This window comes from Mechercharimyces sp. CAU 1602 (assembly GCF_024753565.1).
Classification (GTDB): domain Bacteria; phylum Bacillota; class Bacilli; order Thermoactinomycetales; family JANTPT01; genus Mechercharimyces.
The window spans coordinates 1293332-1308973 of the sequence record NZ_JANTPT010000001.1 but is presented as its reverse complement, the minus strand read 5'-3'; the positions used below and the strand labels follow the sequence as shown (position 1 = coordinate 1308973).

The window sequence follows — 15642 nt, the reverse complement described above, 5'->3', positions numbered from 1 at the left end:
TGGTGGTAGTATGCAGACCGTATTATCCTTTGTGTTAGTGATCGGTGTGCTTGTCTTTATTCATGAGCTGGGTCACTTTCTCTTTGCCAAACGAGCGGGTATTTTAGTTCGAGAATTTGCTATTGGGATGGGCCCGAAGTTGGTTGCGTGGAAGAAAGGAGAAACTCTCTATTCCCTGCGGATCTTACCGATCGGGGGTTATGTACGCATGGCAGGCGAAGATCCTGAAGTGATGGAACTAAAGAATGGATCGCCAGTCACCTTAACTTTGGATCAAGAAGGGAAAGTAACCCGCATCAGTCTCTTAAAACAAGTGGTGGATCCTACGGCAGTGGTGCGGGGAAGGCTGACCGAATACGAAATAGAGCATCACCTTTATGTGGTGTTAGAAGATGAAGAAGGAAAAGAGACTCGTTATGCGGTTCATCCACAAGCAGAGATCCAATTTGCGGAAAACCAAGTGGTTCAAATTGCACCGTGGGATCGTCAGTTTGGTTCCAAGACATTGGGACAGCGTGCGATGACCATTTTTGCAGGACCGCTCTTTAACATCATCCTCGCCGTTATATTTTACGCGATTGTATCTTTGACTGTGGGGGTCGAATCGGAAATTACGATTAAGAAAGTACAACCCGATACTCCAGCAGCAGCAGCGGAATTGCAAGCAGGCGATATTATTCGGGAAGCAGACGGAAATCCATATCGTGCGTTTGCAGATTTTAGATTCCATTTGATTGAGCAAGGTGGATCCCCGGTTGAGCTAACGGTTGAACGTGACGGGGAGTTGAAGACCCTAACAGTCGATCCCATTAAACAGGATGATTTCTTTATTATTGGTGTGGAACTAGAGCAAGGGATGAAAGAGGCTGGGTTATTAACGGCTGTGAGCGAGGGATTTAAAGATACGTATCGAATGACGCTGACTGTTATTAAGAGCTTTGGTATGTTGATCACAGGACAAATCAGTTTTGACAATTTAGCCGGTCCAGTTGGAATCGCCTCCATTTCGGGGCAAGCGGCAGAAGCCGGGTGGGTGTCACTCATTAATTTTGCTGCTATGCTAAGTGTTAACCTTGGGATGTTAAACTTATTCCCCATTCCTGCCCTTGACGGTAGTCGCTTAATTTTCTTAGGATTGGAAGGGATTCGTCGCAAACCGATTGATCCTAATAAGGAGAGTATGGTTCACTTCGTTGGGTTTGCATTATTGATGATCTTTATGATTGCGGTAACTTATAACGATATTATGCGTTTGTTTAGTGTTAACGGTTGATGTGGGCACTATAGAGGAGGAAAAAGAATGAGGCAACAAACAGCTTTGATTCCAACTTTGCGTGATGTTGGCGCAGAAGCGGAAGTGATGAGCCATCGCTTGATGCTAAAAGCGGGCATGATCAAACAGCTAGCGGCAGGGATTTATACGTTGTTGCCACTGGGTCACCGTGTTCTACGCAAGGTGGAGCAGATCGTGCGGGAAGAGATGGAGCAGGTAGGGGCACAAGAATTATTGCTGCCGGCGATGAATCCATCTGAGCTGTGGAAGGAATCAGGACGGTGGGAAACATACGGAGCGGAATTAGTGAAGCTCGTTGATCGGCATGAACGCGATTTTTTGCTCGGTCCTACCCACGAAGAAGTGATTACCGATTTGCTACGTAATACGGTTAGTTCATACAAGAAGTTGCCACTTACCTTATACCAGATTCAGACGAAGTTTCGTGATGAGCGCCGGCCTCGCTCTGGAGTGTTGCGCGGGCGTGAATTCCTGATGAAAGATGCGTACTCCTTTCATGCGGATGAAGAAAGCTTGGAAAAAACATATCAAATGATGTATGATGCCTATTCCCGCATTTTTACACGTTGCGGACTTGAATTTCGTCCGGTGGAAGCGGATGCAGGTGCCATCGGGGGTACGGGTACACATGAATTTATGGCCTTGTCTTCGGCAGGAGAAGATACTTTGGTATTTTGTCGTGCTTGTGATTACGCCGCTAATATCGAAATGGCAGAAGTTCAGGTGCCTAAAGCAAGCGATAGTGGGTTAACGGTAGCTCCATTGGAAAAAGTGGCGACGCCGGGAGCAAAGAGTATAGAACAAGTGACAAACATGCTGGGCATTGAGCCTGCGCATCTCATAAAAAGTTTACTGTTTATTGTAGATGGTGAACCCGTGATGGTGTTGGTTCGCGGTGATCATGAAGTGAATGATATTAAGGTAAAAAATTTCTTAGAGGCAGAAGTGTGTGAACTGGCTACCGAAGAGATGGTACAACAGGTTACGGGAGCACCCGTCGGCTTCGCAGGTCCAATTGGTTTGCAAAAAGAGATTCGTATTTTAGTGGATCATACGGCGGCGCAGATGAAGGATGCGGTCGTGGGTGCCAATGAAGGTGATACTCATCTGAAACATGTTGATTTTCAAAGGGATGTACTTTCCTATCATGTTGCTGATGTGCGTCTGATCGAGGAAGGGGATGTTTGTCCGCAGTGTGGCGACGCGGTCTCCTTTACGCGTGGAATTGAAGTGGGTCAAGTTTTTAAGCTGGGGACGAAATATAGTAAGCCGATGAATGCGGTAATTCACGACCCCAACGGGAAAGAAATCCCGATGACGATGGGGTGTTATGGTGTAGGAATCTCTCGCACCGTAGCATCCATTGTGGAACAGCACCATGATGACGATGGGATTGTGTGGCCATTAGCTATCGCCCCATATGCCGTTCATCTGATCGTCGTCAACGTGAAAAATGATGAGCAGAGAGACGTGGCAGAAGAGCTATATGCCAGCATGCAAGCAGCAGGCGTTGAAGTTCTCTTTGATGATCGTAAGGAACGAGCTGGAGTCAAATTTAAAGATGCAGACTTGCTTGGGATACCGGTACGTATTACTGTAGGTGCTAAAGTAGGGGACGGATTGGTTGAGTATAAAGTACGTCGTTCCGGTGAAAGTGGAGAAATTTCCAAAACAGATGTGATGGAACAATTGCCACAACTGCTTAAGCAAGTAGCAGCATTAACAAAAAGAATAAAGAATAGGTAACGACGATGTACGTAGTAAGAGCCTTTCCACCTGGAAAGGCTCTTTTGTTGGTATAGGAAAATGTAAATGATTAAAGGTCGACAGCATCCAGCAGTTCCTCCGCCTGTGCTGCAGCTGGCCTGTCGAAATCGAAATCTGCGAGCGCTTCAACGGATGTTGACGGTAAGGATACTCTTCTTACCGGGATACCGAAACGACGGTTGAGAATGGCAGCATAAGCTAAGCTGATGCCAATAATGGAACGCCTGCCACGGGGATCATCGAGAACGAGAAAGGCATTCTGATTGACGACAACAATCAAGGTTTGAGTCAATGGAGAAGACAATGCTATTACCTCCTTCTTGTTAGGATAGTATATTGTTAAAAAAGATTTATTGATTGAATGGTTGAATTTTATAACTATAATAATCTGAAAGGATACCGATTTTAGTTTATAGTTTTCTCTTGCTTGTAAGATAAGGAGATGTTGATTAAAATCTGATCCCTACAGCGATGCTTTCCACATCTGCCGATGAAGCTGGCTCATCTAACCCGACAAGTCCGATATCTGTGGGGGCAACTTGCTCACCGACTCCGCCTAGTCCGATATCCGCGGGGGCGTCAACGGATGTTGAGGGTAAGGATACTCTTCTGATCGGGATACCGAAACGACGGTTGAGAATGGCAGCATAAGCCAAGCTCATGCCAATAATGGAACGTCTGCCACGGGGATCATCGAGAACGAGAAAGGCATTTCTGTTGACTAATACAATTAACAATGCTATCACCTCCTGCTTACTAGACTAGTACATTCATGGAAATATACTTGATCGGATGGTTTTGTATAACAAGAGATTCTATTAGGTGGAAAGCCTCATTTGCTGGAATGAGAAGGGGATGCAATTGCGATTAAAAGTCGAGTACGGCTCCCAGCCCGCGTTCCAGAGCTTCTGGTACAGCTTGCTCATCGAGTCCAATAAGTTCGATATCTGCTGCGGGGGAATCAACGGATGTTGATGGTAAGGATACTCTTCTGATCGGGATACCGAAACGGCGGTTGAGGATTAAGGCATAAGCTAAACTGATGCCAATAACGGAACGCCTGCCACGGGGATCATCAAGAACGAGAAAGGCATTCTGATTGACGACAACAATCAACGTTTGAGTCAATGGAGAAGACAATGCTATCACCTCCTGTTGACTAGAATAGATATTTATGAAGAGCCTCTCCAGATTGAATGGCTCTAGGCGATGTAGTGATCTGAGGTCTAATTATCCCAGGACCTGATCCGCACCCACAAATTCTGGCAAAGCTTCGCCGATCTCGCCTAGTCCGGTATCTGCGAAAGCGTCAACGGATGTCGATGGTAAGGATACTCTTCTGACCGGGATACCGAAACGACGGTTGAGAATAGCAGCATAAGCCAAGCTGATGCCAATAATGGAGCGTCTGCCACGTGGATCATCGAGAACGAGAAAAGCATTCTGATTGATGACGACAATCAACGTTTGAGTTAAATGAGAAGACAATGCTATCACCTCCTTCTTTGTAAAAGCCTTATTTTAATGGGTGGTTGGTAACAAGGGAGCCTCTCCAGCCGGAAAGGCTCCCTTGCGGGCATAAGAAAAAGATGTAAATGAGTTAAGCGTCGAGTATCGCTCCCAGCATGCGTTGCAGCTCTGCTGGTACTGCAGGTGCAACTCCCGCAGGTGCAGCTTCCAAGCCGAGCCCGAGATCTCCGAAAGCATCAACGGATGTCGATGGTAAGGATATTCTTCTGACTGGGATACCGAAACGACGGTTGAGAATGGCAGCATAAGCTAAGCTGATGCCAATAATGGAGCGTCTGCCACGTGGATCATCGAGAACGAGAAAAGCATTCCGATTAACGACAACAATCAACGTTTGAGTTAAATGAGAAGACAATACTATCACCTCCTTCTTTGTAAAATAGTATATTCATAAAGAGTCTTTCTTGATTGGGTGGTAGTGTGAAACAAGAGCCTCTCCAGATGGAATTTCTGTTAAGAAGTGTAAATTAAATGATTAAGGGAGGAATACTTCTCCTCCCCTACCCTCCAAATCAGCTGGTGTAGCTGGTACTGCTGGAGCAGCTTCCACTGGAGCAGCTCCCGCGCCGAGCTCGAAATCTGCGAAAACATCAGCGGATGTCGATGGTAAGGATACTCTTCTGACCGGGATACCGAAACGACGGTTGAGAATGGCAGCATAAGCCAAGCTGATGCCAATGATGGAACGTCTGCCACGTGGATCATCGAGAACGAGAAAAGCATTCCGATTAACGACGACAATCAACGTTTGAGTTAACTGAGAAGACAATGCTATCACCCCCTTCTTTGTAAAATAGTATATTCATAAAGAGTCTTCCTTGATTGGATGGTTGAGAGTTTATAACTATACTGAAACTAAAACATTCTGCTCCTAATGATGAAGTAGGGTGTATTTCTAGAGGGGTATCAAAGCTTCTTAACTTTCTGATCGTGGCTCAAAATTTGTGCATGATTAGATCCTCCCCACATGGAAAGGATCGCTTGTTGGTATGAAAAGGAAATGTAGTGATTAAAAGCTGAGCCCTGCAAAAAGGCGTTCTGAATCTGCTAGTACAGGTTGCTCACCGGCTTGGAAATCTGAGAGTGCGTCATTATCAGTGAGAGCATCAACGGATGTTGACGGTAAGGATACTCTTCTTACCGGGATGCCGAAACGACGGTTGAGAATGGCAGCATAAGCTAAGCTGATGCCGATGATGGAACGTCTGCCACGTGGATCATCGAGAACGAGAAAAGCATTCCGATTGACGAGGACGATTAACGTTTGAGTTAATTGAGAAGACAATACTATCACCTCCTTCTTTGTAAAAGAGTATATTCATAAAGCGCTTCTTTTGATTGGATGGTTCTATGTAAAAAGAGCCTCTCCACAAGGAAAGGCTCTTTTGCTAGTATGAGAAGGAGATGCAAATGGTTAGACGTCTAATTCTTCTGACAGCCTGCGTACCACATTTGCTGGTAGAGCTGCGCCCTCTCCGAGATCGAAGCCTGCGAGGGCTTCGCCATCTGAGAAAGTTTGAACCGATGTTGACGGTAAGGATACTCTTCTTACCGGGATGCCGAAACGACGGTTGAGAATGGCAGCATAAGCCAAGCTAATACCAATGATGGAGCGTCTGCCACGCGGATCATCGAGAACGAGAAAAGCATTCCGATTGACAAGCACGATTAACGTTCGAGTCAATTGAGAAGACAATACGATCACCTCCCGCTTACGAGACTAGTATATTGATAGCGCTTTATTGATTGGCTGGTTTTTGTGGCTGATATGAAAGCGATTAACGGTCGATTACGGCCTCTAGAATGCGTTCCAGAACTCTTGGTACAGACCGTGGGCCGACTTCGGCGCCTGCCAGAGCTTCAACGGATGTTGACGGTAAGGATACTCTTCTTACCGGGATGCCGAAACGACGGTTAAGAATGGCAGCATAAGCTAAACTGATGCCAATGATGGAGCGTCTACCACGCGGATCATCGAGAACGAGAAAAGCATTCTGATTGACGAGCACGATCAACGTTCGAGTCAATTGAGAAGACAATGCGATCACCTCCCGCTTACGAGACTAGTATATTGATAGCGCTTTATTGATTGGCTGGTTTTTGTGGCTGATATGAAAGCGATTAACGGTCGATTACGGCCTCTAGAATGCGTCTCACAACTGTTGGTACAGGACCTGGCCCGACTTCGACACCTGCGAGCGCATCAACGGACGGTAAGGATACTCTTCTTACCGGGATGCCGAAACGACGGTTAAGAATGGCAGCATAAGCTAAACTGATGCCAATGATGGAGCGTCTACCACGTGGATCATCGAGAACGAGAAAAGCATTCCGATTAACGACAACAATTAACGTTTGAGTTAACTGAGAAGACAATACTATCACCTCCTACTTACTAGAATAGTATATTCATATAGCGCCTCTCTTGATTGGATGACGGTCTAAAACCATAAAAAATAGTTCAATCTCATATTTATCATGAGATATCTCATGATAAATATGAGATTGTGTGATCATTTAAAAGAGCCTTTCCATGTAGAAAGGCTCTTGATGATATGGGAAAAGAGGTTATTATTGAACGCCGAGTGCTTCGAGAATACGTTGCACCTCTACTTCTACTGTAAGTGGATCGCCTAGTTGAACTTCTTCCAGAACTTGAACCGATGTTAGCGGTAAGGATATTCTTCTTACCGGGGCACCGAAACGCCGGTTGAGAGTGGCAGCAAAGGCTAAGCTGATGCCAATGATGGAGCGTCTGCCATTTGGATCATTTATTACGAGGAAAGCATTTCTATTGATTAATACAATCAACAATACTATCACCTCCTGCATACTAGAATAGTATATGTATAGGGAGCAGGATTTGATTGGATGAATAACTGTTTATAAGCTATTAAAATAAAAACACCCCACTTCATTGTAAGAAGCAGGGTGTTTCTCTAGAAGACCATTAACTTTGCATGCCTTCTGTCATTGGGCTAAAAGGATATGAGCCATCATGTAGTTCGTTATCGGTTGAAACTTTATTGATGGTGTCATCGGCGGAGAAGTGAATCTCCTCGACAGACATATTGACAGAGAGGACGGTATATCCAGTCATGCGTTCCACCATTTCCGTAATTGCATCGCTGACACGCTCATAAAGAAGCGGCACGTTCGTTCCGAAATCTACTCCTACTTTTAAATAGATGGTTAGGTCGTGATCGTCTACATCTACGTGAACATCTTTGCTATTGCCGTTTGCGGGATAGCGAGTGTGAAGTTCACGTCCATGGCGGAAGCGAATGCCTTGTATTGGAGTGGCAGCCAGTTCTGCGATGGATTCTAACACTTCATTAGAAAAGGTGAGACCCTGCTGTTGTTGCTCTGTTGCCATATCAGTAGCCTCCTGAAAATAATGATATATCCTATATATACACAGCAGGATGAGGGAATAGAAGAGAAGTGAAGCAGGGGCATCCGTACGTTGTTATCCAGCAATAGTAGATCTTGCCCACTGGTCGACTCTCTTCCTTTTTGATACACTCATAGGATAGGAGATGAGCGGAAAAAGGGGAGAGCGTAGCGGCATGAGTGAAATAGCAGCAAAGACGAAGCAGCTGCAGCAAATATTTACGGAAGCAAATATTCCGAGCGAGTGGATGGAGAAATATTTTGTTGATGGCTATTTAAATAAAGTACAAGTAAGTCGCTCACGGGGGACGTGGACGCTTTATTTGTGTTTGAATCGCCCTGTTCCCCCGGATATCTTGCATCAGGTAAAAGAGAAGATGAGCCAAAAGTATGGTCGAGTTGCACGCGTCTCGTTTGTGATGGAATATGTTGAAGTTCCATCTGATCAGGTGATGACATTATATTGGCAATGGATTATTGGCAAGGTGGGACACCATGTCTCCCAATCTGCAGCTGGATGGTTAGCTAAATCGAAGTGGCATATGGAAGAGAATACATTTACCATCACTTTCTCTAACCCGTTAATGATGCAGATGGCGCAAAAAAAACAACTAGATCAAGTTGTTTCTTCCCTATTTTTTGCTGTGTCGGGTACACAGTTAAAGATTTTATTTGCTTGTAAAGAAGGTTCAGAAGAGCAAGCACGAATGCGTGAGCACCAAGTACAAGAAGAAAGAGAATGGGTGGAGCAAGCGATTACACAACAGCAAGAGATCGCGGCAAAAGAGAGCTACAGCGAGGAAGCGACCGGTCCGATCAGTGTGGGCTATGAGATTCGAGAGGAGCCAGTACCTCTTCACGAGATCCAAGATGAGGAACGGCGAGTGGTGGTGAAGGGAGCAATATTTAAATCTGAAGTGCGTGAACTGAGGAGTGGTCGTACTTTGCTCACTTTTAACGTCACCGACTATACCGACTCGATCTTAGTCAAGGTATTTGCTCGCGATAAGGAAGATGCGCGAGTGTTGACACGTGTGCAGGATGGACTGTGGGTGAAAGTAAGAGGTTCCGTACAATACGATACTTTTGCCCGTGACTTGGTTATTATGGCAAATGATTTACAAGAGATTCCCCCCATGCGCCGACAAGATCAGGGAGAAGAAAAACGAGTGGAATTACATCTACACACCTCGATGAGTGCGATGGATGGGGTTTATGAAGCAAAAGAGATGGTGAAGCGGGCGGCAGATTGGGGACATCCTGCTGTGGCAATTACGGATCATGGAGTGGTACAAGCATTTCCAGAAGCATATGCCGCTGGTAAAAAACATGGAGTAAAAATTATATATGGGATGGAAGCATATGTTGTAGACGATGGTGTTCCGATTGTGACCAACCCGAGTGATCGTCCCTTACAGAATGAGACGTATGTCGTGTTTGATGTAGAAACAACAGGCTTATCCACCATGCATGATTCGATTATCGAGCTGGCAGCTGTTAAAATGCGGAATGGCGAAATTATTGATCGCTTTGAGTCATTTTCAAATCCACACCGTCCTCTTTCAAACTTTACAACCGAATTGACAGGAATTACGAATGCGATGGTGAAAGATGCTCCTGAGATTGCAGAAGTCCTAACCCAGTTTCAGGCCTTTATTGAGGGAACAGTATTGGTAGCGCATAATGCACGTTTTGATATGGGCTTTTTGCAAGAGGGTTTACACCGAATCGAGGCACCACCTGCAGATAATCCGGTAATTGATACATTGGAGCTAGGACGGGCGCTGTATCCAGGGCTACGCAACTACCGTCTAAATACCCTATGTAAACGGTTTGATATTTCACTGGAACAACATCACCGTGCGATCTACGATGCTGAAGCGACGGGTTATCTGATGTGGAAGATGATTAGCGATGCTATTGAAAAAGAACATACAGTGTTACAGCATTTAAATAATTTAACCAAAGATCGGGATCTAAGAAAGATACGCCCCTTCCATGCAGTAATCCTTGTACAAAATCAGACGGGATTAAAAAACTTATATCGCCTCATTTCCAAAGCGCACCTTGAATACTTTCACCAGGTGCCTCGTATTCCACGTAGTCAATTAGCGTTATACCGTGAGGGACTATTGTTGGGCTCTGGCTGTGAAAAAGGAGAACTGTATGAAGCTGCTCTGCAAAAATCACCACATGAAGTGGAAGAGATAGCTGGCTTCTATGATTATCTGGAAATTCAGCCGATCGAGGTGAATCAATATCTGGTTGAGAAAGGGATTGTTGATCACAAAGATCGCTTGCGGGAGGCGAATCGCTTATTAGTGGAGATTGGGGAAAAGTTAGGGAAGCCTGTGGTCGCAACAGCTAATGTGCATTATTTGGATCCATGGGATCATGTGTATCGTGAGATTTTAGCTGCCAATCAGGGAGGTTTTCGCCGCAAAGATCCAAAGCCTCCTACTCATTTTCGTACCACAGATGAAATGTTGCAGGAGTTCTCTTATTTAGGTGAAGAGAAGTCATATGAGGTTGTCATTCAGCAGCCGAAACAGGTGGCTGATCAGATCGAAGAGTTGAAGCCATTCCCAGACGATCTGTTTACGCCTATTATCGAAGGCGCGGACGAAGAGTTGCGTTCTATCTGTTATCAAACGGCGGAAGGTTTGTACGGCTCTCCTCTTCCAGAAGTGGTGGAAGCTCGCTTAGAAAAAGAGTTAGGTAGCATTATTAAGCATGGATTTGCCGTCATCTATTTAATTTCTCACAAGCTAGTGACAAAGTCGCTTGAGGATGGGTATCTCGTTGGCTCCCGGGGATCGGTTGGCTCTTCCTTTGTTGCAACCATGAGCTCTATTACGGAAGTAAACCCACTACCACCACATTATGTATGTCCACAGTGTCAACATAACCGCTTTATATTAGATGGATCTGTTGCCTCAGGCTTTGATTTACCAGATGCAAGCTGCCCTGAGTGCGAAAGTGTACTTATGAAAGATGGACATGATATTCCATTTGAAACTTTTCTGGGCTTTCAAGGGGACAAAGTACCTGATATAGATCTTAACTTCTCCGGCGAATATCAGCCGCGTGCGCATCAATATACAGAGGAACTGTTTGGTAAGGAGTATGTATATCGGGCGGGAACGATTTCGACGGTGGCGGAAAAGACAGCGTTTGGCTACGCCAAGAAGTATGAAGAAGAGTTGGGTCAGCCGATGCGCGGAGCAGAGTTGGAGCGCATGGTGCACGGATGTAAGGGAGTGAAGCGGACGACCGGACAACATCCAGGTGGACTGATGGTTGTGCCGCAAAATATGGATGTATTTGATTTTACCCCGATCCAGCGACCTGCCGATGATGTGAAGTCAAAAACGATTACGACTCACTTTGATTACCATGCAATTAGTGGACGCCTTTTAAAGCTGGATATTCTGGGTCATGATGATCCAACTGTAATTCGGATGTTACAAGATTTAACTGATGTGGATCCTAAGACGATTCCAGTAGATGACCCTGCGGTGATGAAGCTTTTTAGTAGTACGGATTCGTTAGGGATTACACAGGAGTCGATTTCGTCTGTAACAGGAACACTCGGCATCCCTGAATTCGGAACTCGGTTTGTGCGTCAAATGTTAGAAGATACACGTCCTACCACCTTTGGCGAGCTGGTACGCATCTCCGGTTTATCGCATGGTACGGATGTGTGGCTAAATAATGCACAAGATTTGATTCGCAGTAAAACAGCTGTCCTAACAGAAGTGATTTCCACTCGTGATGATATTATGGTTTATTTGATGCACAAAGGAATGGAGCCTGCACTTGCTTTTAAATTAATGGAGAAGGTGCGGAAAGGAAAAGGATTGACCGAAGAAGAGCAGGAACAGATGCGTGAGCATGATGTGCCCGAGTGGTATATTGATTCTTGTCTCAAGATCAAGTACATGTTCCCCAAGGCGCATGCGGTCGCTTATGTTATGATGGCAGTGCGAATTGCCTGGTTTAAGGTGCACTATCCAATTCAATACTATGCTACCTACTTTTCTGTTCGTGCCGACGACTTTGATTTAGAAGTCGTAGCGAAGGGTGCTGAAGGCGTACAGCGCTGTATCTCTGATATTGAAGAGAAAGGGGTTACGGCCCCACCGAAGGAGAAGAGTTTGCTTACGGTAATGGAATCAGTGCGTGAAATGATGGCACGTGGTCTCCGTTTTCAACAGGTAGATCTGTATCGCTCGCATGCAACACATTTCTTAGTGGATGGAGATAGTTTGATTCCGCCCTTCTCTGCTATTTCAGGTGTGGGAGCAAATGCGGCTCGTAATATTGCTGAGGCACGGACGGATGGAGAATTTCTCTCTATAGAAGACTTTCAGAAGAGAACGCGTGTTTCTAGCACAGTGATCGAGATTTTGCGTGGGTTTGGCTGCTTTAAAGAGATGCCGGAAAGTAACCAGATGTCACTATTTTAATAGAGTATATGAGAAGGGGTGCTAATCGCATCTCTTCTTTGGTGTTTGCTGATATATGTAGAGGCAAGGGCACTACAAAATAGGTACCCTTACTCGTCTTTCATGTCTTACCATCACGCGTGATTTAAGAGAATCGGATGACCCGACTACGTAGTTGTGCACGTTCACTAGGGGTAAGTGGTGGAGTGAAAGCAAAAAAGTTAGGCGAGCGCTGTACTTCCACACGTTGTCCTGCACTCCCATTTATGCGAGCAACCGCAAGTCCGAGTGCTTCTAGTGCCCAATCGACATTATAGGAAAGGGAAAGGGTGCCTCCAGGAGTGGCTTCTCCAGCAAAGTTAACCGCGGCAGCCAGGTTATTATCTTCCCGTAACCAGCAAGATCCGGAATCCCCAGGGAGATCGATCTGTTGGCCGAACTGATCGGCACGAATCAGAGTTTGTTTGTTAAAGAGGAGAATCCCCAGTTGATCTTCAGTATAGTCAACACGTGCGGTTACATTAACAGCTTCAACTACTCCAGAGACAGCTCCTGTAGTTCTACCTACCTTCTTTAAGCGATCTCCGACTTGAAAAGCAGTTACCCAGCCGGGTACTTCGCCCACTGTCGCATAAAGGGGCGCAAGATCGGAACTGCGAAACGGTTGTGCTGTCGCAACATCGACGAGATTGGATCCAACCTCGTCAAGTGAGAGAAAGGAGTTGACGGATCCGATCAACGTTGCAGCCGAAGGTGCCTGATCAAACCCTCCTGGTTGATACGTTAAAGCACGACCTTGGTTGGAAAAGACAAGCACGTGGTTATTGCTAAAAATAAAGAGCTCGCCAGGTTGATTTTGCTCAGTGACGACAAGCCCAAGTGTACCTGCATCCTCACTTTCTCCCACGCTATATCCAGCAATTGCAGGACGGATGCGCTCAGTAAAGCGCGATGAAGCATTGGGTACCCCTTGATTTGCTGCAAACCCGAAGGTTTGACCAAGGCTTCCACGGTTTCCCATACTAAATGTCGTGGCTGGACGGGTGATAACTTGTACGGCCTCACTTCTACCTTCGGCGAGTACGGTGATGGATTTGGGCATGTTTGTTTGCACAGTGGCGGAAGTGGTGTACACATTGACACATGCCTCCATCTGGCTGAGTGGGGCAAGCATATCGACGGCTCCAATCCCGATAGCGTTAATAGTGGGGTATTTCATTAATAAACTTACTAATTTGTTCTTCACTAGTGTAGCGGCATAAAAAGTGGCCATTCGTATACCTCCTTTCATATCAGTCTTGTGTATAGTATGCGTGAGTAGTAGAAACCAACTGGTCTAATGGTGTGAATTAGTTAATTTTGGGTTATATTTTAAATAAAATGGTGAAGACGGTGTAAAGAGATGATATCTTTTGTAGGTAAGGTACGGTGTAGGGCTTAGATTCCGTCAAATTGCGTGAGGTAGCGAGTGTATGCTATACTTATCTTGGCTATACTGTATGGTAGATATGTTCGGGATGAAAGAGTGGGTCTGCCGCCCACTCTTTCCATTTGTTATGACCGACGGATAAAGAAAGTGTGAGTGAAAGGGGTTACAGTATGAGCCGAAAGGTGACGGAAGTGGTGGAGGAACTTGTTCTCCCCATACTGGAAGAAGAAGAGATGGAACTGGTTGATATTGAATTTAAAAAAGAGGGCAAAAGATGGTTTCTTCGTCTTTTTGTCGATCGTTTAGAAGGTCGGATCGATATTGATGATTGCAGTCGCATCAGTGAGCGCGTCAGCGAAGTGATGGACGAGAAAGATCCGATTCAAGTGGCTTATTATCTGGAAGTGTCCTCTCCAGGGGCTGAACGTCCGTTAAAGAAAGAACGGGATTATGAGCGGGCAATAGGGAAAAGAGTCCATGTGTCTACATATGAGCCGATTGACGGACATAAAACAGTGGAAGGGACACTCACCGAAGTGGGCACAGAGGAATTGACGGTGGAGATGGACGGTCAACTCATCACTGTTCCTCGTAGCAAAATTGCAAAAGCACGATTAGCAATTTCTTTTTAATTTGAAGGGAGGGTATTCATGCGATGAATGTGGAATTCATCGAGGCGCTCAATCAACTGGAGAAAGAGAAAGGCATTAGTAAAGATATTCTGATTGAAGCGATCGAAGCAGCACTTATCTCAGGCTATAAGCGGAATTTTCACTCGGCACAAAATGTGCGTGTTGATATTGATCGCGATAGTGGCCAGGTGCGGGTATATGCGCGTAAAGCAGTAGTGGAGGAGGTGCTTGATCCTCGCTTAGAAATTTCATTAGAAGCGGCGAAAGAGATTCACCACTCCTATGAACTAGATGATATTGTGGAGATTGAAGTTACCCCAGCCGATTTTGGACGAATTGCTGCCCAAACAGCAAAGCAAGTGGTGACACAACGGATTCGAGAAGCTGAGCGGAGTATCGTCTATGAAGAGTTTGTGGATCGGGAAGATGATATCGTAACTGGAATCGTACAACGCACCGATACGCGCTATTATTATGTAGACTTGGGGCGGACGGAAGCCTTGCTTCCTCACGCAGAAGCGATGCCAGGAGAGAAATTCCAGCATGGAGATCGTGTGAAAGCGTACATCACCAAAGTGGAGAAATCGACGAAAGGACCGCAAGTCTTCTTGTCTCGCACTCATCCTGGATTACTAAAGCGGTTATTTGAATTAGAAGTTCCCGAGATTTATGATGGTACAGTAGAGATTAAATCGGTCACGCGTGAAGCAGGTCAACGTTCTAAGATTGCTGTTCACTCTCACGATGCGGATGTGGATCCTGTAGGTGCATGTGTGGGTCATCGTGGTTTGCGTGTACAGACGATCGTAAAGGAACTTCGCGGAGAGAAGATCGACATTGTCCGCTACTCGGATGATCTGAAGGAGTTCGTTTCGAATGCACTTAGTCCTTCTAAAGTGGTCCATGTCGATATTATCGAGCGTGAAAAAATGGCGCGTGTCGTTGTGCCTGACCACCAATTGTCCCTTGCTATTGGAAAAGAAGGGCAAAACGCACGTTTAGCCGCGAAACTGGTGGGTTGGAAGATTGATATTAAGAATGAGTCCGAGTTTGATGCTTCCGCTCATCAAGTGGAGGATGAGAAAAGCGATGATGAGGGAGAAGAAGTGACGGCTTCCCTCGCTATCGAGAAAGAATTGGAATCATAAT

The 15642-nt window shown here is 45.6% G+C and carries 18 protein-coding genes; 5 read left to right on the top strand and 13 right to left on the bottom strand.

Annotated elements, in window-relative coordinates:
* Positions 1-10: 10 nt before the first annotated feature.
* Together rseP and NXZ84_RS06860 are read left to right on the top strand one after the other, a co-directional pair.
* Entirely contained in the window at positions 11-1273 is a 1263-nt protein-coding gene (rseP, locus tag NXZ84_RS06865) for an RIP metalloprotease RseP (RefSeq protein ID WP_258839528.1), read from the top strand.
* Positions 1274-1300: 27 nt separating this feature from the next.
* Positions 1301-3040 (top strand): proline--tRNA ligase, encoded by a 1740-nt coding sequence (locus NXZ84_RS06860; RefSeq protein ID WP_258839527.1) that lies wholly within the window; start codon positions 1301-1303, stop codon positions 3038-3040.
* A gap of 70 nt (positions 3041-3110) precedes the next feature.
* Here NXZ84_RS06860 and NXZ84_RS06855 read toward each other — a convergent pair whose 3' ends face one another.
* The 12 genes from NXZ84_RS06855 to NXZ84_RS06800 all read right to left on the bottom strand — a co-directional run bounded on the left by NXZ84_RS06855 (position 3111) and on the right by NXZ84_RS06800 (position 7967).
* The gene (locus NXZ84_RS06855) at positions 3111-3365 is read right to left on the bottom strand and encodes a hypothetical protein (RefSeq protein ID WP_258839526.1); all 255 of its coding nucleotides are present in this window, start codon (positions 3363-3365) and stop codon (positions 3111-3113) included.
* A gap of 145 nt (positions 3366-3510) precedes the next feature.
* The gene (locus NXZ84_RS06850; protein WP_258839525.1) at positions 3511-3798 is read right to left on the bottom strand and encodes a hypothetical protein; all 288 of its coding nucleotides are present in this window, start codon (positions 3796-3798) and stop codon (positions 3511-3513) included.
* A gap of 130 nt (positions 3799-3928) precedes the next feature.
* Positions 3929-4201: a hypothetical protein gene (locus NXZ84_RS06845; RefSeq protein ID WP_258839524.1), complete on the bottom strand. Its 273-nt coding sequence runs from the start codon at positions 4199-4201 to the stop codon at positions 3929-3931.
* 90 nt (positions 4202-4291) lie between these two features.
* Positions 4292-4549, bottom strand: a complete 258-nt coding sequence (locus NXZ84_RS06840) for a hypothetical protein (protein ID WP_258839523.1) — start codon at positions 4547-4549, stop codon at positions 4292-4294.
* A 112-nt stretch (positions 4550-4661) separates the two neighbouring features.
* Positions 4662-4946: a hypothetical protein gene (locus tag NXZ84_RS06835; protein WP_258839522.1), complete on the bottom strand. Its 285-nt coding sequence runs from the start codon at positions 4944-4946 to the stop codon at positions 4662-4664.
* Between the two features lie 120 nt (positions 4947-5066).
* On the bottom strand, positions 5067-5360 hold the full coding sequence (locus tag NXZ84_RS06830) for a hypothetical protein (protein WP_258839521.1): 294 nt from the start codon (positions 5358-5360) through the stop codon (positions 5067-5069).
* A 240-nt stretch (positions 5361-5600) separates the two neighbouring features.
* On the bottom strand, positions 5601-5876 hold the full coding sequence (locus NXZ84_RS06825; RefSeq protein ID WP_258839520.1) for a hypothetical protein: 276 nt from the start codon (positions 5874-5876) through the stop codon (positions 5601-5603).
* A gap of 129 nt (positions 5877-6005) precedes the next feature.
* Positions 6006-6287 (bottom strand): hypothetical protein, encoded by a 282-nt coding sequence (locus NXZ84_RS06820; RefSeq protein ID WP_258839519.1) that lies wholly within the window; start codon positions 6285-6287, stop codon positions 6006-6008.
* An 82-nt stretch (positions 6288-6369) separates the two neighbouring features.
* On the bottom strand, positions 6370-6618 hold the full coding sequence (locus NXZ84_RS06815) for a hypothetical protein (RefSeq protein WP_258839518.1): 249 nt from the start codon (positions 6616-6618) through the stop codon (positions 6370-6372).
* A gap of 94 nt (positions 6619-6712) precedes the next feature.
* Complete coding sequence (locus tag NXZ84_RS06810; protein ID WP_258839517.1) at positions 6713-6967, bottom strand: hypothetical protein; 255 nt, start codon at positions 6965-6967, stop codon at positions 6713-6715.
* Positions 6968-7162: 195 nt separating this feature from the next.
* Positions 7163-7405, bottom strand: a complete 243-nt coding sequence (locus NXZ84_RS06805; RefSeq protein WP_258839516.1) for a hypothetical protein — start codon at positions 7403-7405, stop codon at positions 7163-7165.
* A 136-nt stretch (positions 7406-7541) separates the two neighbouring features.
* Positions 7542-7967: an Asp23/Gls24 family envelope stress response protein gene (locus NXZ84_RS06800; RefSeq protein WP_258839515.1), complete on the bottom strand. Its 426-nt coding sequence runs from the start codon at positions 7965-7967 to the stop codon at positions 7542-7544.
* Between the two features lie 193 nt (positions 7968-8160).
* Here NXZ84_RS06800 and NXZ84_RS06795 point away from each other — a divergent pair, with 193 nt between their 5' ends.
* The gene (locus NXZ84_RS06795) at positions 8161-12453 is read left to right on the top strand and encodes a PolC-type DNA polymerase III (RefSeq protein ID WP_258839514.1); all 4293 of its coding nucleotides are present in this window, start codon (positions 8161-8163) and stop codon (positions 12451-12453) included.
* A 124-nt stretch (positions 12454-12577) separates the two neighbouring features.
* Here the strand turns inward: NXZ84_RS06795 and NXZ84_RS06790 are convergent, their stop codons facing one another.
* On the bottom strand, positions 12578-13705 hold the full coding sequence (locus NXZ84_RS06790; protein WP_258839513.1) for a S1 family peptidase: 1128 nt from the start codon (positions 13703-13705) through the stop codon (positions 12578-12580).
* Between the two features lie 326 nt (positions 13706-14031).
* Here NXZ84_RS06790 and rimP point away from each other — a divergent pair, with 326 nt between their 5' ends.
* Positions 14032-14493, top strand: a complete 462-nt coding sequence (gene rimP, locus NXZ84_RS06785) for a ribosome maturation factor RimP (RefSeq protein WP_258839512.1) — start codon at positions 14032-14034, stop codon at positions 14491-14493.
* 23 nt (positions 14494-14516) lie between these two features.
* Positions 14517-15641, top strand: coding sequence for a transcription termination factor NusA (nusA, locus tag NXZ84_RS06780; RefSeq protein WP_258839511.1), 1125 nt, complete (start codon positions 14517-14519; stop codon positions 15639-15641).
* Position 15642 lies beyond the last annotated feature (1 nt).